Raw genomic sequence first — 26,692 nt, forward strand, 5'->3', positions numbered from 1 at the left:
GTCAGTAATCGCCTTCGGATTTCAGGTCCCGGGCCAGCAGCAGCGGTCCCAGTTCGTCAACGGACAATTTTCCGGCCAGCACCGCGACCACCGCCGCCGTGATAGGCATTTCGACGCCTAGCTTTCCGGCGAGTTCATGCACGGCCTGGCCGGATTTGATGCCTTCGGCCGTCTGGGTCATTTCCGCGGTCACCTGTTCCAGGGTCAGCCCCTTGCCGAGCAGGCGTCCGGCGGTGTGGTTCCGGGACAGCGGCGAGGAGCAGGTGGCCACGAGGTCCCCCAGGCCGGCCAGTCCGGCCATTGTCTGCGCTTCCCCGCCGAGGGCCAGGGCGAGCCTGGATGTTTCCGCGAGGCCCCGGGTAATGACGGAGGCCTTCGTGTTGTCGCCCATGCTCTTGCCTTCGCAGATACCCACAGCGAGGGCGATGATGTTCTTCACGATGCCGCCGATTTCCACGCCGACGACGTCAGTGGTGGTGTACGGGCGGAAATACGGTGCAGTGCAGGTGCGGGCGATCCATGCCGACACTTCGGCGTCCGAACAGGCCACCACCGACGCGGTGGGCTCCTCACGGGCAATTTCCATGGCAAGGTTCGGTCCGGACACCACCGCAATCCGGTCCGCTTTGATGCCCAGTTCCTCGCAGATGACTTCGCTCATGCGGGCATCCGAACTAAGTTCCAGGCCCTTCATGAGGGAGACCACAAAGGCGTCCGGCGATATCAGGGGCCGCCACTCCCGCAGCTGCAGCCGCAGCGACTGCGCCGGAACTGCCAGCACCACCAGCTCGGCCCCCGCGAGCACTTCCGCCACGTCAGTGGAAGCCGTGATGCTGTGGGGCAGGTCGATGTCCTTGAGGTACTGCGGGTTCCTGTGGGCGGTGTTGATCTGCTCGACAACCTCGCTGCGCCGTCCCCAGAGCCGGATGCTCCGCTGGACACCGGAGGCCGTGGCCGCGTCCGCGAGGATCTTGGCAAAGGTGGTGCCCCAGGAGCCGGCGCCGAGGACGGCGACGGACGTCGCTGAGCCCGCTGCGGTCTGTTCAGGGGTCATGTGCCGGGCCGATCGATGTTGCGTCCGTGTGTGCTCTGGTTGTGGGCGGCCGGATCCCATCGCACCGCGGGAGGCTGTTCCGACCGCAGGGTCGCCAGCAGCCCGGTGATGGCATCCATGATGACGGCGGTGGCGGCCGTCAGCGTGGCCTTGTCCAGAGGCCGGCCTTCAAAGGCACTGAGGTCCACGGGATCGCCCACCAGGACCCTGGAGGTGCTTCGGGGGAAAAGATGGAAGCGCTTCGCATAGCGCGGGAATACATGGTGGGCTCCCCAGTGGGCCATGGGTACAACCGGGATGCCGCTTTCCAGGGCCATCCTGGCAGCGCCCGTGTGCCCCTTCATGGGCCACAGCCCGGGGTCCCGGGTCAGGGTGCCTTCGGGGTAGATGATGATGGCACCGCCTTCGTCCACCACTTCCCTGGCGACATTCAGCGAACGGTTGGCACCCGCCGTCGAGCGTTCCACTGGAATCTGCTTGGTGGCGCGCAGCACGAACCCAAGGACCGGAACCTTGAAGAGGCCGCCCTTGGCAAGGAAGTGCGGCATCCGCTTCTGGTTGTACAGCATGTGCCCGATGACCAGCGGGTCGATCTCCGTGCAGTGGTTGGGGGCGGCGATGAAGCCGCCCGCCGGAAGCTTTTCCAGCCCTTCCCACTTCTTGTTCATGAGCACGTTCATCACGGGCCTGACGATCCCGGCGACGATGACAAAGGTGATGCGGCTCTTGGCCGTTTCCTTCACTGGGACCCCGTTACTTGGCTGAGGTGATGTCGAAATCGGCGCCCAGGCCGGCGAGCTTCTCGGTGAAGCGCTCATAGCCGCGGTTAATGATGTCGATTCCGGTCACGCGGGACGTGCCGGTGGCGGCAAGTGCGGCGATGAGGTGGCTGAAACCGCCCCGGAGGTCCGGAACGTCGATGTCGGTGCCCTTGAGCTGCGTGGGACCCGAGATGACGGCCGAGTGCAGGAAGTTGCGCTGGCCGAAGCGGCACGGCACGCTGCCGAGGCATTCCCGGTGAACCTGGATGTTGGCGCCCATCCGGATGAGCGCGTCCGTGAAGCCGAAACGGTTCTCGTAGACGGTCTCGTGGACGATGGACACACCCTCGGCCTGGGTCAGTGCCACAACAAGGGGTTGCTGCCAGTCCGTCATGAACCCGGGGTGCACGTCGGTTTCCAGGACGAGCGGGTTCAGTTTGCCGCCGCGGTGGTAGAAACGGATGCCGTCCTCACCGATGTCCATTCCGCCGCCCACTTTGCGGTAGGTGTTCAGGAAGGTCATCATGTCGCGCTGGGAAGCGCCCTCGACGAAGATGTCTCCCCGGGTCACGAGCGCGGCTGATGCCCAGGAGGCGGATTCGTTGCGGTCCGAGAGGGCACGGTGGTTGTAGCCGCCCAGGTCCTTCACGCCTTCAATCCGGATGGTGCGGTCCGTCTGGACGCTGATGATCGCGCCCATCTTCTGCAGCACGGCAATGAGGTCGATGATTTCCGGTTCCGTGGCGGCACCGGAAAGCTCCGTGATGCCTTCGGCCCGTGTGGCGCTGAGGAGTACCTGCTCGGTGGCTCCCACTGACGGGTACGGCAGTGAGATCTTGGCGCCCTGAAGTCCCTTGGGCGCGGAAATGTGGATGCCGCCCGGACGCTTCTCGACGACGGCACCGAACTGGCGAAGGACGTTCAGGTGGTAGTCGATGGGGCGGTCGCCGATTTTGCAGCCGCCCAGGTCGGGAATGAACGCCTCGCCAATGGCGTGGATCAGCGGCCCGCACAGCAGGATGGGAATCCTGGAGTCGCCGGCGTGTGCATCGATCGCGGTGCTGGATGCGGTCTTGGCGCCCTTCGGATCCAGGGTCAGGTCCCCCGTAACCGGGTCCTTTTCAACAGTGACGCCGTGGAGCTGGAGCAGGCTGGTGACAACCTCGACGTCCTTGATTTCAGGGACGTTGCGCAGCACGGACGGCTCATTGCCCAGCAGGGCGGCCACCATGGCCTTGGGGACAAGGTTCTTGGCCCCGCGAACGGTGACACGTCCAGTCAGCGGGACGCCTCCGCGGATTGTCAAAACACTACTCATATACCGGTTTCCTCACGACTTCTCGCCCCCAAATCCTTACAAAGGCTCCAGCTAAGCATAGGAGCTTGCGTTACCGATCTGAAATACGGCACGCCCTTCGAAGGGGTCGGCGCGGCCCGGACGGGGCGCCGGGCGGGCCAGGAACGGCTCAGCGCCGACCCGGCCCGCGGCCGGCGGGCGCGCCCCGCCTAGGACAGCCGCGCAGGCAGCGTCTTCGGCTTGAAGGCGGGCCTGGTGGCCTCGTAGGCCGTGATGTCTTCCTCGTGCTGGAGCGTCAGCCCGATGTCGTCCAGGCCTTCCAGGAGGCGCCACCGCGTGTAGTCGTCGATCTCGAACGGCGCCACCACGTTGCCGCATGTCACGGTCTTCGAGACGAGGTCCACGGTCACTTCGGTGCCGGGCGCGTTCTCCAGGACCTTCCAGATGAGTTCAATGTCATCCTGGGCCACTTCGGCGGCCAGCAGACCCTGTTTGCCGGAGTTGCCGCGGAAGATGTCGGCGAACCGGGAGGACAGGACGGTCTTGAAGCCGTAGTCCTTCAAGGCCCACACAGCGTGCTCCCGGGACGACCCGGTGCCGAAGTCCGGTCCGGCCACCAGGACGGACCCCACGTTGAACGGTTCCTGGTTCAGGATGAATGCCGGGTCCTTGCGCCATGCCGCGAACAGTGCGTCTTCGAAGCCTGTGCGGGTGATGCGCTTGAGGTAGACGGCGGGGATGATCTGGTCGGTGTCCACGTTGCTTTGGCGCAGCGGTACGCCGATCCCGGTGTGGGTGCTGAACTTTTCCATGGCGGACTCCTAGGCTGCGTCGGTGCGAATGGCGGCGGTTTCGGGGGCCGGATCCAGGTCCGACGGCGAACTGAGCGTCCCGCGGACGGCCGTGGCTGCGGCCACCACCGGCGAGACGAGGTGCGTGCGGCCGCCCTTGCCCTGGCGCCCCTCGAAGTTGCGGTTGGATGTAGAGGCACAGCGTTCGCCCGGCTCCAGCTGGTCCGGGTTCATGCCCAGGCACATGGAGCAGCCGGCAAAACGCCATTCAGCGCCGAAGTCCTTGAAGACCTTGTCCAGGCCCTCCGCTTCCGCTTCGAGCCGCACGCGGGCCGAGCCCGGAACCACGAGCATGCGGATATTCGGGTCCTTGGTGCGCCCGCGGATGATGTCCGCAGCGGCACGCAGGTCCTCCATCCGCGAGTTGGTGCAGGAGCCCAGGAAGACGGTGTCCACCCGGATGTCCTTCATCGGGGTGCCGGCTTCCAGGCCCATGTACTGCAGCGCCCGTTCCGCCGCGGCCTTGGCGTTTTCATCACCGAAGTCCTCGGGTGAGGGCACCTTGGCGGACAGGGACACGCCCTGGCCGGGGTTGGTCCCCCAGGTCACGAACGGCTCCAGCGTATCGGCGTCGAGGTCCACCTCGACGTCGAATGTTGCGTCGTCCTCGGAGCGGAGCGTGTTCCAGTATTCGACGGCGGCGTCCCACTCGGCGCCCTGCGGTGCGTGCGGACGTCCGAACATGTAGTCGTAGGTGGTCTGGTCCGGGGCCACCAGGCCGGCGCGGGCTCCGGCCTCAATGGACATGTTGCAGATGGTCATCCGGGCTTCCATGGACAGCGCGCGGATCGCGGAGCCGCGGTATTCAAGGACGTAGCCCTGCCCGCCGCCGGTGCCGATCTTCGCGATGACCGCGAGGATGATGTCCTTCGCCGACACGCCGGGACGCAGCGTCCCTTCGACATTGATCGCCATGGTCTTGAACGGCTTCAGGGACAGTGTCTGGGTGGCCATGACATGCTCCACCTCGGACGTGCCGATTCCCATGGCCAGCGCGCCGAAGGCTCCGTGCGTGGAGGTGTGCGAGTCGCCGCACACCACCGTCATGCCGGGCTGCGTGAGCCCGAGTTGCGGGCCCACCACATGGACGATTCCCTGCTCTGCATCGCCCAGGGAATGCAGGCGGACGCCGAATTCCGCACAGTTGTTGCGGAGGGTCTGGATCTGGGTCCGGCTGGTGAGATCGGCGATAGGCTTGTCGATGTCCAGCGTGGGGGTGTTGTGGTCCTCGGTGGCGATGGTGAGGTCCGGGCGGCGCAGCGGGCGGCCGGCCAGGCGGAGCCCTTCGAAGGCCTGCGGCGACGTGACTTCGTGCACCAGGTGAAGGTCGATGTAGAGGAGGTCCGGCTGGGCGTTGGCACCTTCGCCGTCGCCTTTGCGCACCACGTGCGCGTCCCAGACCTTCTCGGCCAATGTCTTTGCCATGGCCATCTCCCTTCACTGCTGTTGGCTGTTTACATCCACTGAACCAGCACGCCCGCGTAATACGCCAGCCAAATGATTTGCATCTCAGATATTGAGACGGCAATATCATTACATGGACAATTCTAGTGGCGTCGGCGTCATCGATAAAGCGGCCCATGTGCTTGACGCACTCGAGGCCGGGCCCACCACCCTGGCGCAGCTGGTGGCGGCCACCGGACTGGCGCGGCCGACTGTGCACAGGCTCGCCCTCGCCCTGGTCCACCACCGGCTTGTCAGCCGCGATATCCAAGGCCGCTTCGTGCTGGGCAGCCGCTTGGTGGAACTCGCCTCCGCCGCCGGCGAGGACAGGCTGATCGCCTCGGCGGGACCGGTCCTGATGCAACTGCGCGACGCAACCGGGGAGAGCGCCCAGATCTTCCGGCGGCAGGGTGACTGGCGCGTATGCGTTGCGTCGGCCGAACGTCCCATCGGGCTCCGCGACACCATCCCCGTTGGTACGCAGCTTTCCATGAAGGCCGGCTCCGCCGCCCAGGTGCTGCTGGCGTGGGAGGACCACGACCGGCTGCTCGAAGGACTGCAGGCGGCGCGCTTCACGCCCACCGTCCTGGCAGGAGTACGACGCCGGGGCTGGGGCCAGAGCCTCGGCGAACGCGAGCCGGGGGTCGCCTCCGTATCGGCCCCTGTGCGGGGCCCGTCCGGGCGTGTCATCGCGGCTGTGTCGATTTCCGGCCCCATTGAGCGCCTGACCCGCCAGCCGGGCCGGCTGCACGCAGAAGTCGTCTGCAATGCTGCCCGGGTGCTGACTGAAGCGCTCCGCAAGAACAACGACTAGTACTCCCCGCGGGCCGAAACCCCTCCCCTGCGGCCGCGTTCGACGGCCCGTGCCGGCGGCGGGCACTAGGCTGTGCCCATGAAGAGCTATGCGGTGTTCCTCCGCGGCATCAACGTGGGCGGAATCAACATCAAGATGGCGGACCTCAAGACCGCCCTGGCGGCACACGGCTTCGAAGGCGTCACGACGCTCCTTGCCAGCGGCAACGTCGTAGTGGCCAGCAGCCTCGGAGCGGCCGCCGTCAAGACGGACGTCGAAGCATGCCTGCGGGAGGCCTTTGGCTACGACGCATGGGTGGTGGTGCTGACCGCCGCCAGGGTGGCCGCGCTGATCGAGGCCTGCCCGTACCCGGCAGAGGACAAGACGACCCACACCTACGTCACCCTCAGTTCGGACACGGCAGTGCTGGACGAGCTGTTCGAGGCCGGTTCCCGGCTGGACGGAACGCAGCAGCAGCGGCTGGGCCCGGAGGCCATGGCCTGGCTGGCACCGGCCGGCGGCACGCTGGACAGCCCGTTCAGCAAGCTGTCGGCAAAGGCCCGCTACAAATCCACCACCACCACGCGCAACCTCCGCACCATGATCAAGGTGCGCGACGCCGCGGCATCACTGGAAAACGGCTAGTCGCGGCGGGCGGATTTCAAGGCCGCATTAAAGGACTTCAGCCTGCTGACTTCCACTTCCACCGGCTCAACCACCAGCCGGTCCGCCACTGCAGCCACGGCAGCCCTCAGCTTCTTTCCTGCTGCGGCTGCCCGCAGCCGCGCGGCTGCAGCGGCGAGGAATTTCCCCGCCACGGCCAGCACAATGCCAAGCAACACTCCCCCGGCAATCATCAGGGTGGGTACCGGCCAGCCCTCCACCCGCGGCACCTCCGGAACCGGAAGCTGAAGATACCCGAGGCCGGCCAGGACCCCGAGCCAGCCCAGGCCGCCCAGCGCCGTCACGAGTGCAAGCCACTGAATGAGGTTGAACACTCCCCACCACCACGACCTCCGTCCGGCAAGCAGCTCGGTCCCGGCGATGGCCTGGTCCAGTGCGTCCGGCAGATGGTCCCGGCCTTCGCGCGCCGCACTGCGGATGGCCGCGCGCCATGGCCCCGGAGCTCCTGCACTCGCTGCATCCGCGAATTCCCGCACGGCAGCGTCCGTCCTGGCGTGTTCCGGAGCCCCCGCCGGCGGCAGCGACGTCCGGTTGACTTCGGATTGTGCGCCCTCGCGGCGCAGGTTCAGCCGCCGCAGCGGGTCCGGACGGAAGCGGACCAGCCAGCGGGTCAGGGGCCATCCGGTGCGCCGGGTGGCTTCATGCCGGTAGGACCGGGACACGGCGTCCACCACCACCGGGACATTGGCGGCAACCGCGAGCTCCTCCGCCAGCTGCGAGCGGGTGCCTGCCTTGACTCCGGCCGCCTCCCCTGTGCCGGATGCCTCTGCGAGTTCCGCCGAGGCTTTGGAAACATCCGCCGCCAGCCGCTGGGACAACGCCTGGCGCTGCACCACCACGTGCCGGATGGCCGCCCGGACCCTGTCCACGCCGGCCCCGGTCAGGGCAGAGGCGCCGAGGACCTGGACCTTGCCCAGGCCGTCCCGGGCGAGGATGGCTTTCAGGGATTCCAGCACCGGCGCGACGTCCGGTTCCGGAAGACGGTCGATCTGGTTGAGGACCACGAGCGTGACTGCCCCGTGCGTAGCAAGAGGCGCGAGAAAGTCGTTGTGCACCGCCGCATCGGCATATTTCTGCGGGTCCAGCACCCAGACCAGGACGTCGACCAGCCCGACCATCCGCTGGACAATCTCGCGGTTGGCCGCCTTCGTTGAGTCAAAGTCGGGCAGGTCCAGCAGGATCAGTCCGGTGGAGTCATCGGCGAATCCCGGCACGGCCGCGGGGTGGTGGCGCTTGCTGACCCCGAGCCAGTCCAGCAGCGGTTCACTGCCCTCCGCTCCCCAGACACCCGCCAACGGTTCCGACGTCGTGGGACGGCGGGCCGCCGCCGTCGCGATTCCGGCGCCGCTGACGGCATTGAAGAGCGAGGACTTGCCGCTGCCCGTCGCCCCGAAAAACCCCACCACGGTGTGGTCCGAAGAGAGCGAACGGCGGGAACTGGCGCGCTCAAGGACCGCGAGCACTTGGTCCAGCGCGTCGTCGGGCAGCACTCCGCCCGCGAGCTCCCGCGCCTCATTGAGGGCTTCCAGCCGGGCGCCAAGCCGTGTGGTTTCACGGGTCCCGCTGTGCCGGCTCATGCCGGCTCCCCAAGTCGCAGCAGTGCTCGGGCATGGCCCGAGAGGGCTTCGGGTGTCACCCCTGCATCGAAGTCAAGGCGGTCAAGGAAACGCTGCTGTTCGGCCTCCAGCAGCTTGCGGCACCGCGAGTTCAGGTCCTCGCGGGCAGTTTGCGCAAGCCGCCGCACTGCGTCCTCGCCGAAGACGGCCTCCAGGAGCCTTTGGCCGACGACGGCGGTACCGCCCGCCACGCCGATCTCCAGTCCGGTGAGCCCGGCAGTCATCGAGAAAACCACAATCATGAGGGCGGCCCCGAGCCCGTTGACCCCGAAGGACAGCCACCGGGCCTGCGTGCGCTTGCCCTGCCCCTCAGTGCGGATGAGCTCCAACAGGGCGCCCTGCCAAGCGCGGATCTCTGCCGCCACCCGGTCCGGGAAGCCTGCGCTGGTGCCTGAAAAGTCGTCCGTACCCAGCAGCTGGCGTCCGGCAGGGTCTGAGCGCCAGCGCCGGTCTGTATCCTCGGCCGCGTTGGCGGCTTCGTCCATGATCACCGCCTGCAGCCCCGTTTCAATGGCTGTTTCCACCTTGACCGCCGGAGCCGGCTCCCCGCGGAAAAACGCACCCATTCGGTCCCGCATACGCCCGATGTTCTGCTCCAGGATACGGAAGAACTCCCCGGTGCCTACGAAATCCTGCCACCGCGCAAGCACTTCGCCGCGCAGCAGGGCCCCGTCCCGCGTAGCGTCCAGAATCCGGGCAGCGGCGTCCCGGTAAGCGGCACGGGCATCTCCGGCCAGGACATCACGCGATTGCTGCTGCTCCAGGGAAGCCTGGGCGAGGGCGGCCACGCGGCCGCCCAGGGCCCGTACAGTGCCGTTCAGTGTCCGACGGGCAATGTCGGCCCTCCCTGCGGCGTCCGCCGCCAGCTCGCGCACCCAGCGCCCGAGGGGCTCCACAGCCGCTGAGGGCAGCATGCCAAGGCCGTCCAGGGTGACCTCCGGAATAATGAACAGGCGTGCTGCGCCGAGGCCCTCCCGCTGGAGCATCGTCCGGAGGTCCGTACTGACCTCCGCTTCGGCGGCCGGCGGCACGCGGTCCAGGACCACCGCCACCATGATGTCCCTGGACGCTGCGTCAAGGAGCAGCTTCCAGGGCACGGCGTCGGCGTAGCGGTTGGCCGTTGTCACGAACACCCAGAGGTCGGCTGCGGCGAGCAATTGACCCGCAAGCTTCCTGTTGTCATCCGAGACGGAGTCCACGTCGGGAGCGTCCAAAAGAGCGATTCCTTGCGGCACCGCCGGGTGGCCCACAAGCACCAGGGAGGAAATTGATGCGGCGTCCGGCGCGGCTCCGGCCCGGTTTGCGGGCAACGGCGTATCCACCACCGTGCCCCTGATGCGGCTCAGGTTCGGCAGCACGCGCTGGTCCTCGAACCACCCGGAGTCCGCCGGGTGGTGAAGCAGGATCGGCTGCCTGGTGGTGGGCCGGATCGCACCCGCCCTGGTGACAGGATGGCCCACAAGGGCGTTGACCAGGGTTGATTTTCCGGCACCGGTTGATCCCCCGACCACCGCCAGCAGCGGAGCGTCCAGGCTGCGGAAGCGCGGAAGGATGTAGTCGTCAAGCTGCGCCAGCGCATTCCTGACATCGAGGCGGGCCGCGTCCGCGCCGGGCAGTGCGAGCGGGAGAACCGCCGCACTAAGGTCGCGGCGGACAGCTTCGAGCAGTTCCACGGCCGCGGCCGCCCGCACATTCTGCGCGGCAGTGCCCGGGGGTGAACTCTCAGATGGGGACGTCACAGCTTCATCATGCCAGTTCGGCCCGGGTCCGGCTCAGGCAACGCCCCGGGAAATCCCCGCCAGGTGGTCATATCCCCCTCGCGGCTCCAGGGGAAAGGACCATTCGGCGGGGAAATGTTGCGGAAACTATCCGGGCAGACAAAAAAGGTCCCGGGCTGCTGCCCGGGACCTTTCTGATGGTGACCCCAGCGGGATTCGAACCCGCGTTACCGCCGTGAGAGGGCAGCGTACTAGGCCGCTATACGATGGGGCCGCGTACTTTCCAGATGGTATTTCGACCATCAAGCTCAGTGATTGTTTCATACACAGAGCCAGTGTTTCAAATCGGACAAGCCGCCTGAAACTCCCGATCCGCCGCATAGAAATGCGGTTTTCTCGGAGCTGGGATACCAGGACTCGAACCTAGAATGACGGTACCAGAAACCGTAGTGTTGCCAATTACACCATATCCCAATGGAACTTTCGGGCTGGATATTCAGGCCTAAACCTTCGCTCCCAGCGCCTCAGCACGAGTAATTACTTTACCCGAGAGTTTTGGCTGGCACAAATCGGGGCGCGCGCGCCCCTTTCGTGCATGGCCAACGGCCTGTGCCAGCCCGCCACCGTCGTCGATATACGCCAAAACCCTTGCAATCCCGGGCCAAATAAGTTTACCCTCGGTAAGTTACCGAAGAGTAACAACATGCCTTGAACGCCCTTGACCGGCAGCTCCACGCCCAAGTCCGGATGTTAGCTGCATCACGGCAGGTGCAGCGGAGCCCGCCCGCGTTCACCAAGATCCGTCGAGAGGAACCGTCCGTGCCACAGAGTCGTGCCACTGCTCCCCTGAAAGCCCGAACCCGCGGCCAGCAGATCGCCACTGCGGTCCTCGCCCTGCTGTTGATCGCCTTGCTGGGTTTCTACACGCTGGTCACCGGCCGCATCACGGACGGCTCCGCCCGGCTCAAGGACGGAGCGGGCCAGGCGTCCGCCGGGGCCGACCGGCTCAAGGACGGCACCGGGAAACTGTCCACAGGCGCCACCCTGGCAGACGCCGGGGCGGGCAGGCTCTCTGACGGGGCGCGGAAGATACACGCGGGTATCACCAACAAGCTCGCTCCCGGCGCAGATAAACTCCAGGCCGGCGCGGACAAACTCGCGGCGGGCGCGGCGAAAATAGAGGCGGACGTCGCCAACAAGCTCGCCCCGGGGGTATATGAAGTCGACGACGGCGCCAGCAAACTGGCTGCCGGTGCGGTGCAGCTCTCCGCGGCACTGACTCCTTCGGAGACCGGCGACGCGGAGAACAACCTGGCCGACGGCGCCGCACAGCTCAGCGGCGGGGCCTTGCGGTTGGAGGCCGGAGCCGGTCAGCTTGCGGCCGGGACAACCCGGCTCAAGGGCTACCGCGGACCCAACGGCAACCCGGAGTCGGGCACAGGCACTGCAGCGCTGGCGCAAGCCCTGGATCTGCTGCAGGCTGCCGCCGATGATCCCGTCCAGGGGCTCGCGCCGCTCGCGGTCGTCAGGGACAAAATTGCAAAAATAGCGGCGGGGGCCCGGCAGATCGACGACGGCGCAGCCCGGCTCCAGTCCGGTGCCACCCGGCTCCATGCAGGCACCGGGGAACTGCAGGCCGGGGCGGGCAGGCTGAACGCAGGCTTCACCACCCTGGGCGGGAAACTCAACAGCCAGGATCCGGCAAATCCCGGGGTTGTCCTCGGCACCAGGCTGCTTGCCGACGGGACCGCCAAAATCAGGGTTGGGATGGACGGCGTACCCGGGAACCCGGACCGGCCGGGCCTGCTGCGGGCCACCGCGAGCATGACTGAGGGCTCCGCCCGGCTTGCCACCGGAACCGCCGCATTAAACGCCGGCATCAAGGGCGATCCGGCCGATCCCGCGAACCCCGGGCTGCTGAGCGGTTCCGAGGCCCTGGCCGCCGGAGCCTCGGAACTCTCGGAGGGGAACACCAAGCTGGCTTCCGGTTCCGAGGCCCTGGCCACCGGGGCGGCCAGGCTTGCGGAAGGCAACGCCAAAATTGCCGCCGGAACAGAAACCCTGCACTCCAGTGCAGCCGCGGTGTCGCCGTCGAACGTCATTGAACAGCCCGACGCCGGAACCGCGGTAGGCCTGGTGGGAGCACTCAGCCTCGGCTCAGTGGGCGCCTTTGTGGCGCTGCGACACCGGCGGAAAGCTGCTGCGCCACAGGCGGAAGGTTGATCACGCCGCCGGCGCTGCTACCCCAGCAGCTCGGCGAGCGATCCAACCTGGTGACCTGAAAAGGCGGACTCGGTTTCGCCGCTTCGATTCAGCCACACACCCAGTAGGCCCGCCGCCGTCGAACCTTCCGCGTCCAGCAGGCGGTTGTCGCCCACATAGAGTGTCTCCGCGGCGCTGCTGCCGAGGAGGCGGACGCCCTCGAGGTAGATGGCCGGGTCCGGCTTGGGCACGCCCACCGTATCCGTCCCCACCAGCACCGTGATCCGTTGCAGGCCGGCAGTATCCAGCTTCACCCGCTGGTAGTCGTGTACGTTGTTGCTCACCGCTCCGTACGGGATTCCGGCGTCGTCAAGGGCGTCCAGGACCGGTGCTACGTCCTCGAAGGCACGGACGTAGCCGTGTTGCAGGGCCGCGTAGGAGGTAACCCAGGCATGGGATTCCTCCCCTTCTTCCAGTTCCACTCCGAAGTGCCCCAGGGCTGCCCGGCCGCGGAGGAGACGCTGCTCGTTGAAGGTCAGCTCACCGGCCAGGTAGCGGTCGTAGAAATGCGTGGTCTCGTGCGTAAAGATGCGCCCGAATTTCTCCCACCCGGCCTGGTCCAGGCCGGGCAGGAGATGTTCGCTGACATCACGCAGCGCCGTGGTCATGGCGTATTCGAGGTCAACCAGGGTGTCATCAATATCAAACAGGACACCCCGGACCACGCCGAAGCCCGTGTGCAGGACACGACCGCCGTCGCCGCGCATGGCCGTCATCAGCCGCGGAAAGCGTGCAGGCGGGCCAGTGAGGATTTCTTGCCCAGGATGACCATGGATTCAAACAACGGCGGGGAAATCCGGCGCCCGGAAATGGCTGTCCGGACGGGACCAAAGGCCAGCCTCGGCTTGATGCCAAGATCCTCCACAAGCGCCTGCTTCAGGGCGGCCTGAATGTTCTCGGCAGTCCAGTCGGCGACGGCGTCCAGGGCTGCGATCGCGGCGTCAAGCACCTCGGTGAGGTTTTCCGGAAGTCCCTTGCGGGCGTCATCCGCGACGTCGATGGCGTCGTCGTTCTTGAACAGGAAGGAAATCATCTCCGGCGCCTCGCCCAGCAAAGCGATGCGCTCCTGGATCAGCGGTGCCGCCTCAGCGAGGATCTCTTCTTCGCGCGCGGTCAGAGTGTCCCCTACCAGGTTGGCTGCGCGGAGGTACGGGACGAGGCGGCCCCTGAAGTCATCCGCTTCGAGCATCCGGATATGGGTGCCGTTGATCGCTTCGGCTTTCTTGATGTCGAAGCGTGCCGGGTTGGCCAGGACGTCGTGGACATCGAAGTGCTCGATGAGCTGTTCCACCGTGAAAATGTCTTCGTCAGCAGACAGGCTCCAGCCCAGCAGGGAAAGGTAGTTGAGCAGGCCCTCCGGAATAAATCCGCGGTCCCGGAGGAGGAACAGGTTGGACTGAGGGTCACGCTTGGACAGCTTCTTGTTGCCCTCCCCCATGACGTAGGGAAGGTGGCCGAACACCGGCATGTAGCTTGCGACGCCGATCTCCATCAGGGCGCGGATCAGCACCACCTGGCGGGGGGTGGAGGAGAGCAGGTCCTCGCCTCGCAGGACGTGGGTGATCCCCATGAGGGCGTCGTCCACGGGGTTCACCAGGGTGTACAGCGGCGAGCCGTCAGCGCGGACAATCACATAGTCCGGGATGCTTCCGGCCTTGAAAGTGATTTCGCCGCGCACCATGTCGGTGAAGGTGACGTCCTCATCGGGCATCCGGACACGGAGCACCGGTTCGCGGCCTTCAGCCTTGAACGCGGCAACCTGCTCGGCGCTCAGGTTGCGGTCAAAGTTGTCGTAGCCCAGCTTCGGGTCTCGGCCGGCAGCCCGGTGGCGTGCTTCCACTTCCTCCGGCGATGAGTAGCACTCGTAGGCGTAGCCGGCTTCCAGCAGTTTGGCCACTACGTCCTTGTAGAGGTCCAGGCGCTGTGACTGGCGGTACGGCTCGTGCGGTCCGCCCGTTTCCACGCCTTCTTCCCATGAAATGCCCAGCCACTTCAGGGCCTCGAGCAACTGCTCGTAGCTCTCCTCCGAATCCCGGGCCGCGTCCGTGTCCTCAATGCGGAAGACAAACGTGCCTTGGGTGTGCCGGGCGTAGGCCCAGTTGAATAGCGCCGTGCGGATCAGGCCCACGTGCGGGGTGCCGGTGGGTGACGGGCAGAACCGCACCCGGACCGGGGTCTCGGTGGTGGCGGCAGGACTGGAGACAGCGTGGGACACAGAAGGAGTAGTCATAGTGACTCCAACTTTACCGCCTGCCCGGAGGGCCTGGCCTCGCTGCTAGCGCCGGACCACCGGGTTGGACAGGCGCCCGATGCCTTCGATCTCGACGTCGAAACGATCGCCGGCCGCCACCAGTCCCACACCGGCAGGCGTGCCGGTCATAATCACGTCGCCGGGAAGCAACGTAAAGGCCTGCGACACCACCGAGACGAGCTCACGGACGCCGCGGATCATCTGGCTCGTGCTGCCGTCCTGGCGAAGTTCACCGTTGAGCCAGCCCTGGATCCGGAGGTCTTCGGTGTCGAGTTCAGTCTCGATCCACGGGCCGAGCGGCGCGGAAGTGTCGAAGCCTTTGGCGCGGGCCCACTGAAGGTCCGTCTTCTGGACATCGCGGGCCGTCAGGTCGTTTCCGCAGGTGTAGCCGAAGATGACGTCGTCGACACGGTCCTCGGGAACGTCCTTGCAGATCCGGCCGATCACCACGCACAGCTCGGCTTCGAAGGAGACCTCGTCCGAGAATTCCGGCAGCACGATGGGATCGTTGGGGCCCACCACCGAGGTATTCGGCTTGAGGAACAGCAGCGGGTGCTGCGGCACGTCGTTGCCGAGCTCCTTGGCGTGCTCAACGAAGTTGCGTCCGACGCCCACCACTTTGCTGCGCGGAATGATGGGGGCAAGCAGCCGCACGTCCTCGAGCTTGTACTTTACGGTGCTGCGTTCAACGCCGTTGAAGAAGGGGTCGCCCTTGATGACAGTGACTTCCTCACTGCCGGACTCGCCTTCGACAACGCCGTAAAGGGGATCAGAATCAGCTACAAAACGGGCGATACGCATGGTTCCAAGCGTACCGTCTCGGGTAGGCGCCCCGGACTCCGGGACTCCCGGACGTATCGCGCGTCGCAGGCCAGCGCCGACGGCGCCGACGGCGCCCGGCCGCGCGGCACAGCCTGTGCCGTTATCCCGGCGGTTCGTGCAGCGTGCTGCTGCCGAGGCGCAGGTAATGCAGCTGCGCGGCCACGGACAGTTCCGCCGCGGGCCGGACGGAAGGATCGACGGCGGCATACACGGCGTCGGCCACCTCGGCCACCTCGGCGCCTGGTCCCAGGTTCTCGAGTGCCGAGCGTATTTGCCCGAGGCGGTCCTCGCGGTGGTCCCGGTAAGCACGGACGATGGTATCCAGGGCGGGCAGCATCGGTCCGTGGGCCGGGAGGACGGTGGCAGGGCCCAGCCGCTCCAGCCTGTCCAGTGAAGCAAGGTAGTCACCCAGCGTGCCGTCGGGATAGTCAAGGACAGTGGTTCCCATGCCCAGGATCGTGTCGCCGGTGAGGACCGAACCGCGCGGACCGTCCTGCGGGAGATGGAAGCAGACCGAATCCGACGTATGGCCGGGGGTCGCCAGCACCCGGATCTCGGTGCCGGCGGCGTGGATGACTTCACCGTCCACCAGCGGGCTTCCTCCGTGGCAGTGCGCAGGATCCTTCGCCCGCACCGGCGCCCCGGTCAGTTCGGCGAAGCGGGCGGCCGCGGCTGTGTGGTCCGCGTGGCGGTGCGTGATCAGGATAAGCTCGACGGCGCCGGCCCGCGCCAGTTCCTGCAGGTGCGGCTCATCCAGCGGTCCCGGATCCACCACAACAGTGCCTGCCGCCCCGGGAGCCGCGATGACATAGGAGTTGGTCCCGTGCAGGCTCATCGGCCCGGGGTTGGGGGCCAGCCTGAAGCGGGCAAGTTCTGTGCTGCTTACCATGGCGCGGGGGTCGTCCGGGATCACAGTTCCATCTTCCCACCGAAGCAGCAACCGCACGAGCGGGGCCTCACGCGAACAGTAGTACCGCGATGACCGCCGGCAGCACGGCTTCGGCAATGGCGCTCGCCCACAGCCGCCGCTCCGACAGCACCAAAATGATGCCCAGCAGTACATGGCCCAGGCTCGTGAAGAGCAACAGCGCCCGTCCGGCGGCGGCATCCGGGCCGGCCAGCATGACGGCGCCAACGATTGCGCCCACTCCCCAGGTCATGTTGTAAAACCCCAGATTGAACGTCCACATGCGAACGGCGTCCATGTCCTCCGGATTGATAAGGAAGAGCCGGTAAAAGCGTTGGTCCCGGAAGAAGAAGGACTCCAGGATTCCCACGAGGATCAGCAGAACTCCGAAGACGACACCCAGAACCTGAAGAAACCCGGTCATGCGCAACATTGTGCCGCTGCGTCCTCGAATCGGCTAGGGTCTTCCGGCCGTCCGGCGCTGGTCCGCCGCCCGGGCCGTGCTTGCCTGGCTGCAACGCCCCTGGCCATCACCCACGACGGCGGCCCCACCCGAAGATGGGGCCGACGTCGAACGCTGCCGGTGACTGAGCGTTGCCGCCTAGACGAGCCGGGTCAGCCAGCCGTGGGTGTCCTCGACGGTTCCGGTCTGGATGCCGAGGAGCTGCTCGCGGATGGCCATGGTGGTCTCCCCCGCCTTCGCGTCCTCGGAGCCGATGAACTCGGTGTCGTCCTTGAGCACGCCGATGGGGGTGATGACGGCGGCGGTGCCACAGGCGAAGACCTCGGTGATCTCACCGGAGGCGACGCCATCGCGCCATTCGTCCAGGGTGATCTTGCGCTCGGTGACGGTGCGGCCCATGTCCTTGGCCACCTGCATGACAGACATCCGGGTGACGCCTTCCAGGATGGTTCCCGTCAGGGCGGGCGTCACCAGCGAACCGTCCTTCATCACGAAGAACACGTTCATGCCACCGAGTTCCTCAACGGCGTTGTCATTGAACTGGTCGAGAAAGAGGACCTGCTTGCAGCCGTGGGCCTCGGCCTCCTGCTGGGCGATGAGGGATGCGGCATAGTTGCCGCCGCACTTGGCTGCGCCGGTTCCGCCGCGGCCTGCACGCGCGTACTCCCGGGAGATCCAGATGGACACGGGCTTGAGTTCGCCGCCGAAGTAGTTGCCTGCCGGTGAGGCGATGACGCGGAAGGAGACTTCCCTGGCCGCGCGGACGCCGAGGAACGCCTCGGTGGCGATCATGAACGGGCGGAGGTAGAGCGCTTCGCCGTCCCCTGCCGGAACCCACTCGCGGTCGGCCTGCACGAGTTCGCGGATGGCGCCGAGGAAGTACTCCTCCGGAAGCTCCGGCAACGCCAGCCTGCGGGCTGACTTGTTGAGGCGGGCGGCGTTGGCTTCCGGGCGGAAGGTCCAGACCGAACCGTCTGCATGGCGGTAGGCCTTGAGTCCCTCAAAGATTTCCTGGCCGTAGTGCAGCACGGCTGCCGACGGGTCAAGCGAGATGGGACCGTATGCCTCAATGCGCGCGTCATGCCAGCCGCCCTTGCCGTTCTCGTCGACGCTGTAGTCGACGATCGCAGTGTGGTCGGTGAAAAAGTTGCCGAAACCTGGGTTCGCCAGGATGGCTGCACGCTCTTCAGCAGACTTCGGGGTTACCGAGGGCTGATGGGTGAATTCGACGCCATGGGCAGTCTGAGTCATGGTTCCTCCACGGTCGGCTGCCTGGTGTGTGAACGTGGTTCAGCGTCGGACCACGGCAGCATGTTGGTGATTCGAAACAAGCTTACGCCCGATGCGGACGCCTAAAGGGCGGCGGCGATTGCGTCGCCGACCTCGCTGGTGGCGCGCTCCCGGCCATCGCGGCTTTCGACGTCGGCAATGACTGCCGCCTCGATCTTCTTCGCTGCATCGGCATAGCCGAGGTGGTCCAGGAGCAGGGCAGCGGACAGGATCGCCGCCGTCGGATCAGCCTTCTGCTGGCCGGCGATGTCAGGGGCGGATCCGTGGACCGGCTCGAACATGGACGGCGCGGTGCGTTCCATGTTGATGTTGCCCGAGGCCGCGAGGCCGATGCCGCCCGTGACGGCCGCGGCGAGGTCGGTGATGATGTCACCAAAAAGGTTGTCCGTGACGATGACGTCGAAGCGGGCAGGGTCGGTGACCATGAAGATGGTGGCGGCGTCAATGTGCAGGTAGTCATGCGTGACGTCAGGGAACTCCTGCGCCACGGCTTCCACGGTGCGCTTCCACAGGTGGCCGGCGAACACCAGCACATTGTGCTTGTGGACGAGGGTGACATGCTTGCGCGGGCGTTCGCTGGCCCGGCGGAACGCGTCGCGGACCACACGCTCGACGCCGTGGGCGGTATTCAGCGATACTTCCGTGGCGACCTCGTGCTTGGTCCCGGCACGCAGCGTGCCACCGTTGCCGACGTAGGGACCTTCGGTGCCTTCGCGGACCACAATGAAGTCAATCTCGCCGGGATTGGCAAGCGGGCTGCCCACGCTGCCGAACAGGCGGGACGGGCGAAGATTGACGAAGTGGTCAAGGCTGAAGCGAAGCTTCAGCAGCATCTCACGCTCGATGATGCCGGACGGGATCCGGGTGTCACCGGGGGCCGCACCGACGGCGCCGAACAGGATGGCGTCCCGGGTGCGGAGATCGCTGAGGACTTCCTCCGGGAGGGTTTCGCCCGTCTCGAGCCAGTGCTGGGCTCCGAGCTTATAGTGGGTCTGGTCCAGGGTGACGCCTTCGGCGGCCACAACTTTCTCCATCACCTTCAAGGCTTCGGCGATGACCTCGGGGCCGATGCCGTCGCCGGGGATGACTGCCAGATTAATCGTGGATGCGCTCATCTTTTCAGGGTAACGAAGCCATCCACATGATGGTCAAGTTGTCTCATCATCCGAACACCGCCACGGCGTCGGCAGGAACCCGCAGGTCATTGCCCCGATACTGGCGAGGCCACGACGGCAACATTCTTGCCCCACGGATCCTCGGTATAGCAGCTGATGAGCACCAGCCGGTTGGGCACCACCGCCCAGATGGGGCTGTCTTTCAGGGTCGCCTTGGTATAGGTGGTGACCGAGTCCACCCGGTAGGTCATGGCACCGGTCGACGTGGTGACCGTCAGCTCGTCTCCTGCCGCGGCGGCGGAACTCAGGTGGTTGAACGGCGCATCCAGCCCCTCCCAGCTGTGGCCGATGACGTAGCTCGTATTCACGGAGCCGTCCCCCGGCGTCCCGAGGTTCGCGAGCCAGTAACCGTCCATCGTCTCCGGCGGCACGATGCTGTGGCTCGCGGCGTCGACGGACTGCGGTTCCAGGGGGTGCACCACAACGTCCATGCCGGCGGCGGGGTACGTAATCCGTTGCGGTGCGGCTGCAGCGGGATACAAAGGAGCAGGCGGCGGCGCGGATGTCCCGCCGTCGGCCAGCGGGACGGGAGGCAGCGTGGCCTGTTCCGTGGCCGGTGCTGGCTCCCGTGCTGCGTCGTCCGGCTCCGGCCGGCTCTCCGACAGGACTACCGCCGCCGGTTCCCCGGCAGCAGGTGCCCCCTGGCTGCCGGGGCCGGTTACGCCGTACACCAGCCAGGCTCCCAGTAGCCCGGCAATGCAGACGGCGAGCACCAAAAGGTCCCTCAAGCTCAGGACGGGGCCGCGGACGACGGCGGAATGCTTGCGCCGGTTCCAGTGGTCACGGACCATGGCGGGGCTCCTCGGGGTGCTGGAATGGATTGGCGGAATAGCGGGAACCGGCCGGGGCGGGCGCCGTAACCTCTCGGCGCCCGCCCCGGCTTGGCTCTCCTAGCCGTCCGCGCCGCGGGACCGCAGGCCGCTCTTCACGAGCACCCAGCCGCCCACCGCGGTGAAGAGGCCGGTCAGAACGGCCAGCCAGGCGGGAATCCCGTTGCCGGAGCTGCCAACGGCAGTCTGGACGTTATAACCCGCGTTGTTGGCTGCCGGAACGGCCGCTGCGGCGGCCCCCCGGGGCGTTGCCGCAACCGGCGTTACCGCGGCGCCCGCCGCAGGAACCGCAGCAGGAACCGCAGCCGGGACGGCCGCCGGAGCCGGTGTGGCAGAGCCCGGAGTGAGCGCCGGCGGTACCGCCAGGTCCTCGTTGGCCGGAGGTGGAACCACCGGGTCAACAGGAACCACCGGGTCAACCGGGTCAACCGGGTCAACCGGGTCAACCGGGTCAACCGGATCCACCGGATCCACCGGATCCACCGGATCCACCGGATCAACCGGATCAACCGGATCAACCGGATCAACCGGATCCACCGGATCAACCGGTGCGGCAACGCATCCGTTGGCCAGCAAAGCGATGTTTTCTGGCGTCAGGTTCTGCCCGTTCGGAATGTCGTTCCCAAGGTTCGCCGGCACGATGTCGCCGGTATCACCGACGTGCGCGGCCAAAGCACTCAGGCTGATGGTTTCAAACAGATAGGGGTTGGTTGCCGAGCCTGTGGCATGGCAAATGGTGATCTTTTCAGGTGGTGCGGCGTAGGCCGCGACTGTGGCCCCCATGAGTCCCAGTCCCACCACCCCCAGAGTGGCGATTGTTCGTTTCATGTTCGGTTCCTCCATACCAAATCCGATTCGAACTGACCAGACTGTGCGGAGTAACCGTCTTCGAGACCAGGAAAAGCAAAACCTGTGTGAGACCTCAAACAGCGAAATGAAGGTGACAGTTACTCCCCAGACAGTGTCATCAGTTCGCTTGCCTTTTCAGGCTAGGTTCGCGGCGAAGGTTAAACCCGAGTAACTGGTACGCGTTTACTCATGCGGGCGCAGGTGGCAATTACTTGCTTTACGGAGGTGTTCACTCGAACGCATGGGGCGGACTACTTGGAACGGCTTTCCCGGGCGGCCGCACACTGCCGGCAGCTGAGGCGGACACGGCCGTCCCCAGGGCAAAAGATGGCTCCCCCACCTGCCTGGGCACGTGAGGGAGCATCGGGTGAAATGACCGGGGCTGACCCTGGATCGTCAGGGCGCCCGGCGGCGTTTGGGCCGCGGAGTTTACGCCTCGGCCGGCTCCTCATACTTCGGGAAGATCGGCGCCGGGGCGGGAAGCTCCGTGCCGGGAACCAGCGGCGTGGCGATCGCATCGAAGCGGCGGGCGTCGCCGTCGGGCTGGCCGAGTGTCCCCAGAAGCGCGGCAGACGCCGTCGGCATGACCGGCTGGACCAGGATGGCCACGATCCGGAGCACCTCGAGGGTCACGTAGAGCACGGTGTTCATGCGCTCGACGTCGGTCTTCCGCAGGACCCACGGCGCCTGCTCGGCGAAGTACGCGTTGGTGTCGCCCAGGACGCCCCAGATCGCCTCCAGGGCACGGCTGAATTCCTGTTTCTCGAACGCTGCCCGGGCGGCATCCAGCAACCCGTTGGCCTGGGCCAGCAGGGCTGTGTCCTCCGCCGTGAAGGCGCCGGGGACCGGGACCCTGCCCTCGCAGTTCTTGGCGACCATGGACAAAGAACGCTGTGCCAGGTTGCCGAAATTGTTGGCGAGGTCCGAGTTCATCCGGCCCACGATGGCTTCATGGCTGTAGCTGCCGTCGGCACCGAAGGGCACCTCACGCAGGAAGAAGAAACGCACCTGGTCCAGGCCGTACTGGGCCACGAAATCCGACGGCGCCACCACGTTGCCCAGCGACTTGGACATCTTGACGCCGTTGTTGTTCAGGAAGCCGTGGATCATGATCCGCCTGGGCAGCTCCAGACCGGCGCTCATCAGGAAAGCCGGCCAGTAGATGGCGTGGAACCGGGAAATGTCTTTGCCGATCACGTGGACATCTGCCGGCCAGAACTTCCTGAACGACTCCGAGTCCGTGTCCGGGTAGCCCACGCCCGTGAGGTAGTTGGTCAGCGCATCCACCCACACGTACATCACGTGCTTGTCGTTGCCCGGAACCGGAACACCCCAGTCGAACGTCGTGCGGCTGATGGAGAGGTCCTCCAGTCCGCGCTTGACGAAGCTGATGACCTCGTTGAACCGGGACTGCGGGGCGCCGAATTCAGGATGTGCCTCGTAGAGCGCCAGCAGCTTGTCCTGGTAGGCCGAGAGCCGGAAGAAGTAGCTCTCCTCAGCCGTCCATGTCAGTTCGGTGTCCGTCTCCCGCGAGTAGCGCAGGCCGTCTTCCTTGACCACGGTCTCGTCTTCGACGTAGTACGCCTCGTCGCGGACCGAGTACCAGCCCTCGTATTTGGACAGGTAAATGTCACCGTTGGCCTCCATCTTCTTCCAGATGGCCTGGGACGCGGCGTAGTGGTCTTCGTCCGTGGTCCGGATGAAGCGGTCGTACGAGATGCCCAGGGCGGAATGGGCAGCCTTGTAGATTTCGGCGTTCCGGTCCACCAGTTCCTTGGGGGTGATCCCTTCCTTCTCGGCCGTCTGCGCGATCTTCATACCGTGCTCGTCCGTGCCCGTCAGGAAGAAGACGTCATAACCGTCCAGGCGCTTGAACCGGGCCATCGCATCGGTGGCGATGTACTCGTACGCGTGGCCGATGTGCGGCACGCCGTTGGGGTACGTGATGGCAGTGGTGATGTAGAACGGGGTCTGGGCTGAAGACGACACTCTGGGAAGTTACCTTTTTTCGGAAGCGGTGGCGGGACCGGCAGCGTGGGTTGCTACCCCTAAATCTAGATCAGTTCGGTCAGGGTATCGCTGAGACGGACAAGTTCGTGGTCATGTGACGCCACCAGCACGGCAATTCCGTCGGACGTGGTGTCCTTCAGGATGCTGATGATTCGGTTGGCCGAGGTGCGGTCCAGGCTCGCCGTAGGTTCGTCGACCACCAGCACGCGTGTGCCCAGGATCAGGGCACGCGCGATCGCCACCCGCTGACGCTCGCCGCCGGAGAGCTGGGCCGGGCGGTGGCGCATGCGGCGCCCCAGGCCAACGAGGTCAAGGAGGTCCTTGGCCATGTCCCGGCGCTGGTCAACTTCGCCGTCCGGAACGGCCGGCAGCAGCACGTTCTCGAGCGCGCTCATGCCGTCGATCAGGGCACCGCCCTGGTCGACGTAGCCGATCAGGGCCCGACGGCGGTCGGCGATCTCGTCGTCGCCCATGCTCTCGAGGGACTGGCCCTCCCAGAAGACCCGGCCCGACGTCGGCAGCGTGAGTCCCGCGCCGACGGTCAGGATGCTGGTCTTACCGGAACCGCTTCGGCCGGCAACGCAGTGCATTTCCCCGGCGTGGAGGGTCAGGTCAAAGCCCTCGACGACGTTGACGGCGTCGGCCCCGCCCTTCTGCCCGCCGTAGCGGATGGTGATGTTGCTCAGTTCCAGCGGGGTCCCGTGGTCTGCGGCCTTCAGGATGGTGTTGGCACGGGTCTGGAGCGAGCCGTCCCCGGCGTCATCCTGGGGAATCCGGTCGAGATTCAGGTCGTTGTTCATTGGACCACTTTCGTTGCAATTGGAATCCAGCAAAGTACAGCCACGAGTCCGGCCAGGGCGGCCCAGAGCGCAGCATAGGGGGCGAGCAGGAGCCCGATGCCGAGGGCGCCGACCACGCCCAGCGGCAAGGCCACCGTGCCCACGAGGGCGTTTTCGAACAGCCGGACCTGGCCCAGCATGTCCGGGTTCCAACCCATCGCTTCGAGCGTGCCGAGGTACTGGCGTTTGGCCTGGAGCTCAAAGCGCCCGGTCACGAGGGTCAATACCAGTCCCACTGCCACGCCGGACAAGGCCAGGATGATGCTGGGCAGTGCCACGCTGGCGGCAGCCAGCCCGCTCAGGGCACTCGCACCGGCGGCACGGGGGATGTCGATCAGCAGGGCGATCAGCCCGCCAACGGCTGCGCCAAAGACGCCCACCGCAACTGCCAGCGAGATGGTGTTGAACTTGTTGGTGCTCAGCTGGCGGTTGGCGAACGTGAGCGGGGAGTCGACGGCGATCAGCCGCTCGTCGTGCTGCGGTTCCTGGTCCACCTCGTCACGGTGCCTCAGCTGCCGCGCCGCGAAGTACGCTGCGGCGGCATAGAGCACCAGTACCGATGCGGAAACGATGACCGTTGCGAGGTTCCAGCTGACGAGGCTCAGGATGGTTCCTGCAATCGCCAGGAGGGCGGCTCCCACGGCAAATTCGGCAAGAACCCAGCTCCGGATCCTGTTCTGGGTCCAGCCCATGGCACGGAGGGTGCCGGCTTCGCGGCGGCGCTGGCGGATGTAGCTGACGGTGGAGGCGCCGGTGAGCAGGGCTGCGCCGCACAGGGTGAGGAACAACAGCGTGATGTTCGTTCCGGTCAGGGACCCGGACACCGCGTCGGCGGCGTCCTGGCGGACCCAGGACTGGGTGACGGTGCCAAGCGCGGATTCCTTGCCGGCGCCGTCCTTGGAGTAGCCCGGCACGAAGATGTTGGCGTCTTCACGCGCCGAGCCGGCAACGACGGTTGCTTCCAGGCCCATGTCACGGATTTCGTCCGCGAGCTGCTCAACCTCGGGCTGGGACTCCTTCCAGCTGCCCGGCGCCTTGGCCCGGACGCGGACGGCGTCGATGACCGAAGCGTTGTCTTCGTAACCGCGGGCGGCGGCGAGGCCGTAGTAGTCGGTGATCGCGCCGGCGGACTGGCTGACCAGGCCCGTGGCGCTCAACGACGGCTTGAGTTCGGTGTCCTCCACCTTGTTGCCCTGGGCATCCTCGGTCAGGGTCATCGGTGAGGGGTCGTAGCCGCCCAGGGGCAGCCGGTTGATGTCCCCCGCGGCTTCCTGGACCTTGTCGGCGTCGAACGTGCCGTAGACCATGGCCAGCGGCGCGGCGACCTTGGTACCGGTCTCCAGGCTTTCGCGGTAGGACCGCTCGTCGACGGGCTCGCGCTGGGTCTGGTCCACGGGCGCGTTGTTGGCACCCTTCTCCGGGAGCCGGTTGACGGTCACCCACTCCCCCGGCGTGGCGGTCTTGTCCACGGCGCCGTTGCCGGCGGTGGAGCCGTCCGTGTACTTGGGTGCCGACGCGAAGTCCGTGCTCCAGGTTGCCGGGTTGTACAGGCCCTGGCTGAAGTTTCCGGTGTTTCCCAGAAGCTGGGAGTAGTCCTGCGAGCCGGGCCACGAGAGCGCGAACGGTGACTTGGAAACGAACGGCAGGTAGTCCTTGTCCAGCGAACGGGTCACCGTGCCGACGTCCTTGACGACGTTTCCGGAGTCGTCGATCTCCTCGATCTTCACCGAGTATTTGAGGTCCAGCGAGGTGCCGGAGCGGACAATCAGCGGGATGGCCTGGGAGTCCGCAGTCAGCTGGCCGTTCCGCTTGGCCTGCTGGTACTGCGTCATCAGGGGCGCCCAGTACTTGAGTTTGACGCCGAGGAAGTCCGGCCCTTCCTCGAGCTCCTCCATGCTGATGCCGGTAGTGAAGAGGCTCTCGAAATGACGGCCGATGGCCCCGGCGTTCCGGGCGTCCGCCGGCGGCGCCTTTTCGAGGGGCGCCAGGAAGTCGCCTGCCGTGCCCAGCAGCGCGCGCTCGGACACGGGGTCGACGGCGACGACGGACTCAGTCACCTGCGGCGCCAGCGGAAGCGACACGGACAGGTTGAAGAGGTTGTGCTCGGAGCCTCCGGCCGGAGCCGGGAATTTGATGCCGGTTTCCCCTTCGGCGCCTGCGATGCGGATGCTCTTGCCGCCGGCCGTCTGCTCTTCGATGAGCCTGGCCTTGCCGAGGGATCCTTCGGCCATGGACTTGAACAGGGTCTGTTCGGACTGGCCGTCCGAACTAACGGCACTGGCCGTCATCCGGTACTTCTTCGCCTCGTCGGACAAGACCGATTCCGCCGCCGGCCACTTGCTGGGGTCCGTTCCGCCCGGCTCCCCGGCGGTCGCCGTGCCCACAAGGCCGGCGTTGAATCCGAGGTAGTCCATGGCGTCGAGCCGGGGGGACTCGAGGTTTTGCGAGACGCGTGACACCAGGCTGATCGGAGCGGCCACCGAGGTGCCCGAGAGCTTCCTGATGCCATCCAGCTGGTCGAAACTGATGCCACCCTGGCCGTTGGCGATTTCCGGCTGCATCAGCACTCCGCCGGAGCCTGCTTTGGCCTGGACCAGGATGTCATAGAGTCCGCGGGAATTCTGGTCAACTGTACGGTTGAGCGCAGCCTGTGACTGGCCCTGGACGAGGACGGACAAACACATGGCGACGATCAAAATGGCCGCGGTCAGCAAAAGCACTCGGCTTCTGATGAACCTCTGGACGGCGTTCATTGGGCTCCCTGAAAGCTGTATTGC

22 protein-coding genes and 2 tRNA genes are annotated in these 26,692 nt (G+C 66.2%); 3 read left to right on the forward strand and 21 right to left on the reverse strand.

The features are described from left to right. Position 1: 1 nt before the first annotated feature. The 5 genes from Q8Z05_RS20715 to leuC form a co-directional block, all read right to left on the reverse strand. Positions 2–1,054 carry an NAD(P)H-dependent glycerol-3-phosphate dehydrogenase gene (locus Q8Z05_RS20715; RefSeq protein ID WP_305941394.1) on the reverse strand — a complete coding sequence of 351 codons (1,053 nt, stop codon included), beginning with the start codon at positions 1,052–1,054 and terminating at the stop codon, positions 2–4. After that, positions 1,051–1,797, reverse strand: a complete 747-nt coding sequence (locus Q8Z05_RS20720) for a lysophospholipid acyltransferase family protein (protein ID WP_305941395.1) — start codon at positions 1,795–1,797, stop codon at positions 1,051–1,053. The genes Q8Z05_RS20715 and Q8Z05_RS20720 overlap by 4 nt, the downstream gene beginning before the upstream one ends. Positions 1,798–1,807: 10 nt before the next feature. Continuing rightward, positions 1,808–3,133 carry a UDP-N-acetylglucosamine 1-carboxyvinyltransferase gene (gene murA, locus Q8Z05_RS20725; protein ID WP_028271630.1) on the reverse strand — a complete coding sequence of 442 codons (1,326 nt, stop codon included), beginning with the start codon at positions 3,131–3,133 and terminating at the stop codon, positions 1,808–1,810. Positions 3,134–3,321: 188 nt separating this feature from the next. Continuing rightward, complete coding sequence (leuD, locus tag Q8Z05_RS20730) at positions 3,322–3,924, reverse strand: 3-isopropylmalate dehydratase small subunit (RefSeq protein WP_305941396.1); 603 nt, start codon at positions 3,922–3,924, stop codon at positions 3,322–3,324. A gap of 9 nt (positions 3,925–3,933) precedes the next feature. Beyond that, the gene (gene leuC / locus Q8Z05_RS20735; protein WP_305941397.1) at positions 3,934–5,388 is read right to left on the reverse strand and encodes a 3-isopropylmalate dehydratase large subunit; all 1,455 of its coding nucleotides are present in this window, start codon (positions 5,386–5,388) and stop codon (positions 3,934–3,936) included. A 112-nt stretch (positions 5,389–5,500) separates the two neighbouring features. On the opposite strand from leuC, the gene Q8Z05_RS20740 reads away from it, so the two are divergent. Both Q8Z05_RS20740 and Q8Z05_RS20745 read left to right on the forward strand, forming a co-directional pair. Then, entirely contained in the window at positions 5,501–6,220 is a 720-nt protein-coding gene (locus tag Q8Z05_RS20740) for an IclR family transcriptional regulator (protein WP_011692361.1), read from the forward strand. A gap of 78 nt (positions 6,221–6,298) precedes the next feature. Beyond that, a complete protein-coding gene (locus tag Q8Z05_RS20745) occupies positions 6,299–6,844 on the forward strand; it encodes a DUF1697 domain-containing protein (RefSeq protein WP_305941398.1) in 546 nt (181 codons plus the stop codon). Here the strand turns inward: Q8Z05_RS20745 and Q8Z05_RS20750 are convergent. The 4 genes from Q8Z05_RS20750 to Q8Z05_RS20765 all read right to left on the reverse strand — a co-directional run bounded on the left by Q8Z05_RS20750 (position 6,841) and on the right by Q8Z05_RS20765 (position 10,691). Continuing rightward, positions 6,841–8,460 (reverse strand): GTPase, encoded by a 1,620-nt coding sequence (locus tag Q8Z05_RS20750; RefSeq protein WP_305941399.1) that lies wholly within the window; start codon positions 8,458–8,460, stop codon positions 6,841–6,843. The two genes, Q8Z05_RS20745 and Q8Z05_RS20750, sit on opposite strands and share 4 nt — an antisense overlap. After that, complete coding sequence (locus Q8Z05_RS20755) at positions 8,457–10,238, reverse strand: dynamin family protein (protein ID WP_305941400.1); 1,782 nt, start codon at positions 10,236–10,238, stop codon at positions 8,457–8,459. Before Q8Z05_RS20755 ends, Q8Z05_RS20750 begins: the two co-directional genes overlap by 4 nt. Positions 10,239–10,415: 177 nt before the next feature. Beyond that, positions 10,416–10,491, reverse strand: a tRNA-Glu gene (locus tag Q8Z05_RS20760). Positions 10,492–10,619: 128 nt separating this feature from the next. Then, positions 10,620–10,691 (reverse strand) — tRNA-Gln (locus tag Q8Z05_RS20765). A gap of 345 nt (positions 10,692–11,036) precedes the next feature. Here Q8Z05_RS20765 and Q8Z05_RS20770 point away from each other — a divergent pair. Next, positions 11,037–12,440, forward strand: coding sequence for a hypothetical protein (locus Q8Z05_RS20770; protein WP_305941401.1), 1,404 nt, complete (start codon positions 11,037–11,039; stop codon positions 12,438–12,440). Between the two features lie 17 nt (positions 12,441–12,457). Here Q8Z05_RS20770 and Q8Z05_RS20775 read toward each other — a convergent pair whose 3' ends face one another. The 12 genes from Q8Z05_RS20775 to Q8Z05_RS20830 form a co-directional block, all read right to left on the reverse strand. Further along, a complete protein-coding gene (locus Q8Z05_RS20775) occupies positions 12,458–13,195 on the reverse strand; it encodes an HAD family hydrolase (protein WP_305941402.1) in 738 nt (245 codons plus the stop codon). Continuing rightward, a complete protein-coding gene (gene gltX, locus Q8Z05_RS20780; protein WP_305941403.1) occupies positions 13,195–14,709 on the reverse strand; it encodes a glutamate--tRNA ligase in 1,515 nt (504 codons plus the stop codon). The genes Q8Z05_RS20775 and gltX overlap by 1 nt, the downstream gene beginning before the upstream one ends. Before the next feature lie 45 nt (positions 14,710–14,754). Beyond that, positions 14,755–15,531 (reverse strand): fumarylacetoacetate hydrolase family protein, encoded by a 777-nt coding sequence (locus tag Q8Z05_RS20785; RefSeq protein WP_305941404.1) that lies wholly within the window; start codon positions 15,529–15,531, stop codon positions 14,755–14,757. Positions 15,532–15,652: 121 nt separating this feature from the next. Then, positions 15,653–16,441, reverse strand: coding sequence for an MBL fold metallo-hydrolase (locus tag Q8Z05_RS20790; protein WP_305941405.1), 789 nt, complete (start codon positions 16,439–16,441; stop codon positions 15,653–15,655). A 67-nt stretch (positions 16,442–16,508) separates the two neighbouring features. Next, positions 16,509–16,883: a DUF1304 family protein gene (locus Q8Z05_RS20795; RefSeq protein ID WP_305941406.1), complete on the reverse strand. Its 375-nt coding sequence runs from the start codon at positions 16,881–16,883 to the stop codon at positions 16,509–16,511. 177 nt (positions 16,884–17,060) lie between these two features. Continuing rightward, positions 17,061–18,173: a branched-chain amino acid aminotransferase gene (locus Q8Z05_RS20800; RefSeq protein WP_305941407.1), complete on the reverse strand. Its 1,113-nt coding sequence runs from the start codon at positions 18,171–18,173 to the stop codon at positions 17,061–17,063. Positions 18,174–18,274: 101 nt separating this feature from the next. Then, positions 18,275–19,327 carry a 3-isopropylmalate dehydrogenase gene (locus tag Q8Z05_RS20805; protein ID WP_305941408.1) on the reverse strand — a complete coding sequence of 351 codons (1,053 nt, stop codon included), beginning with the start codon at positions 19,325–19,327 and terminating at the stop codon, positions 18,275–18,277. 86 nt (positions 19,328–19,413) lie between these two features. Beyond that, positions 19,414–20,178 carry a class F sortase gene (locus Q8Z05_RS20810; protein ID WP_305941409.1) on the reverse strand — a complete coding sequence of 255 codons (765 nt, stop codon included), beginning with the start codon at positions 20,176–20,178 and terminating at the stop codon, positions 19,414–19,416. A gap of 99 nt (positions 20,179–20,277) precedes the next feature. Continuing rightward, positions 20,278–21,045, reverse strand: coding sequence for a hypothetical protein (locus Q8Z05_RS20815; RefSeq protein ID WP_305941410.1), 768 nt, complete (start codon positions 21,043–21,045; stop codon positions 20,278–20,280). A gap of 450 nt (positions 21,046–21,495) precedes the next feature. After that, on the reverse strand, positions 21,496–23,055 hold the full coding sequence (metG, locus tag Q8Z05_RS20820) for a methionine--tRNA ligase (protein WP_305941411.1): 1,560 nt from the start codon (positions 23,053–23,055) through the stop codon (positions 21,496–21,498). Positions 23,056–23,120: 65 nt separating this feature from the next. Further along, positions 23,121–23,876 carry an ABC transporter ATP-binding protein gene (locus Q8Z05_RS20825; RefSeq protein WP_011692375.1) on the reverse strand — a complete coding sequence of 252 codons (756 nt, stop codon included), beginning with the start codon at positions 23,874–23,876 and terminating at the stop codon, positions 23,121–23,123. Further along, complete coding sequence (locus Q8Z05_RS20830) at positions 23,873–26,668, reverse strand: ABC transporter permease (RefSeq protein ID WP_305941412.1); 2,796 nt, start codon at positions 26,666–26,668, stop codon at positions 23,873–23,875. Before Q8Z05_RS20830 ends, Q8Z05_RS20825 begins: the two co-directional genes overlap by 4 nt. Positions 26,669–26,692: the final 24 nt, after the last annotated feature.

Source organism: Arthrobacter oryzae, from assembly GCF_030718995.1.
Taxonomy (GTDB): Bacteria; Actinomycetota; Actinomycetes; order Actinomycetales; family Micrococcaceae; genus Arthrobacter; species Arthrobacter oryzae_C.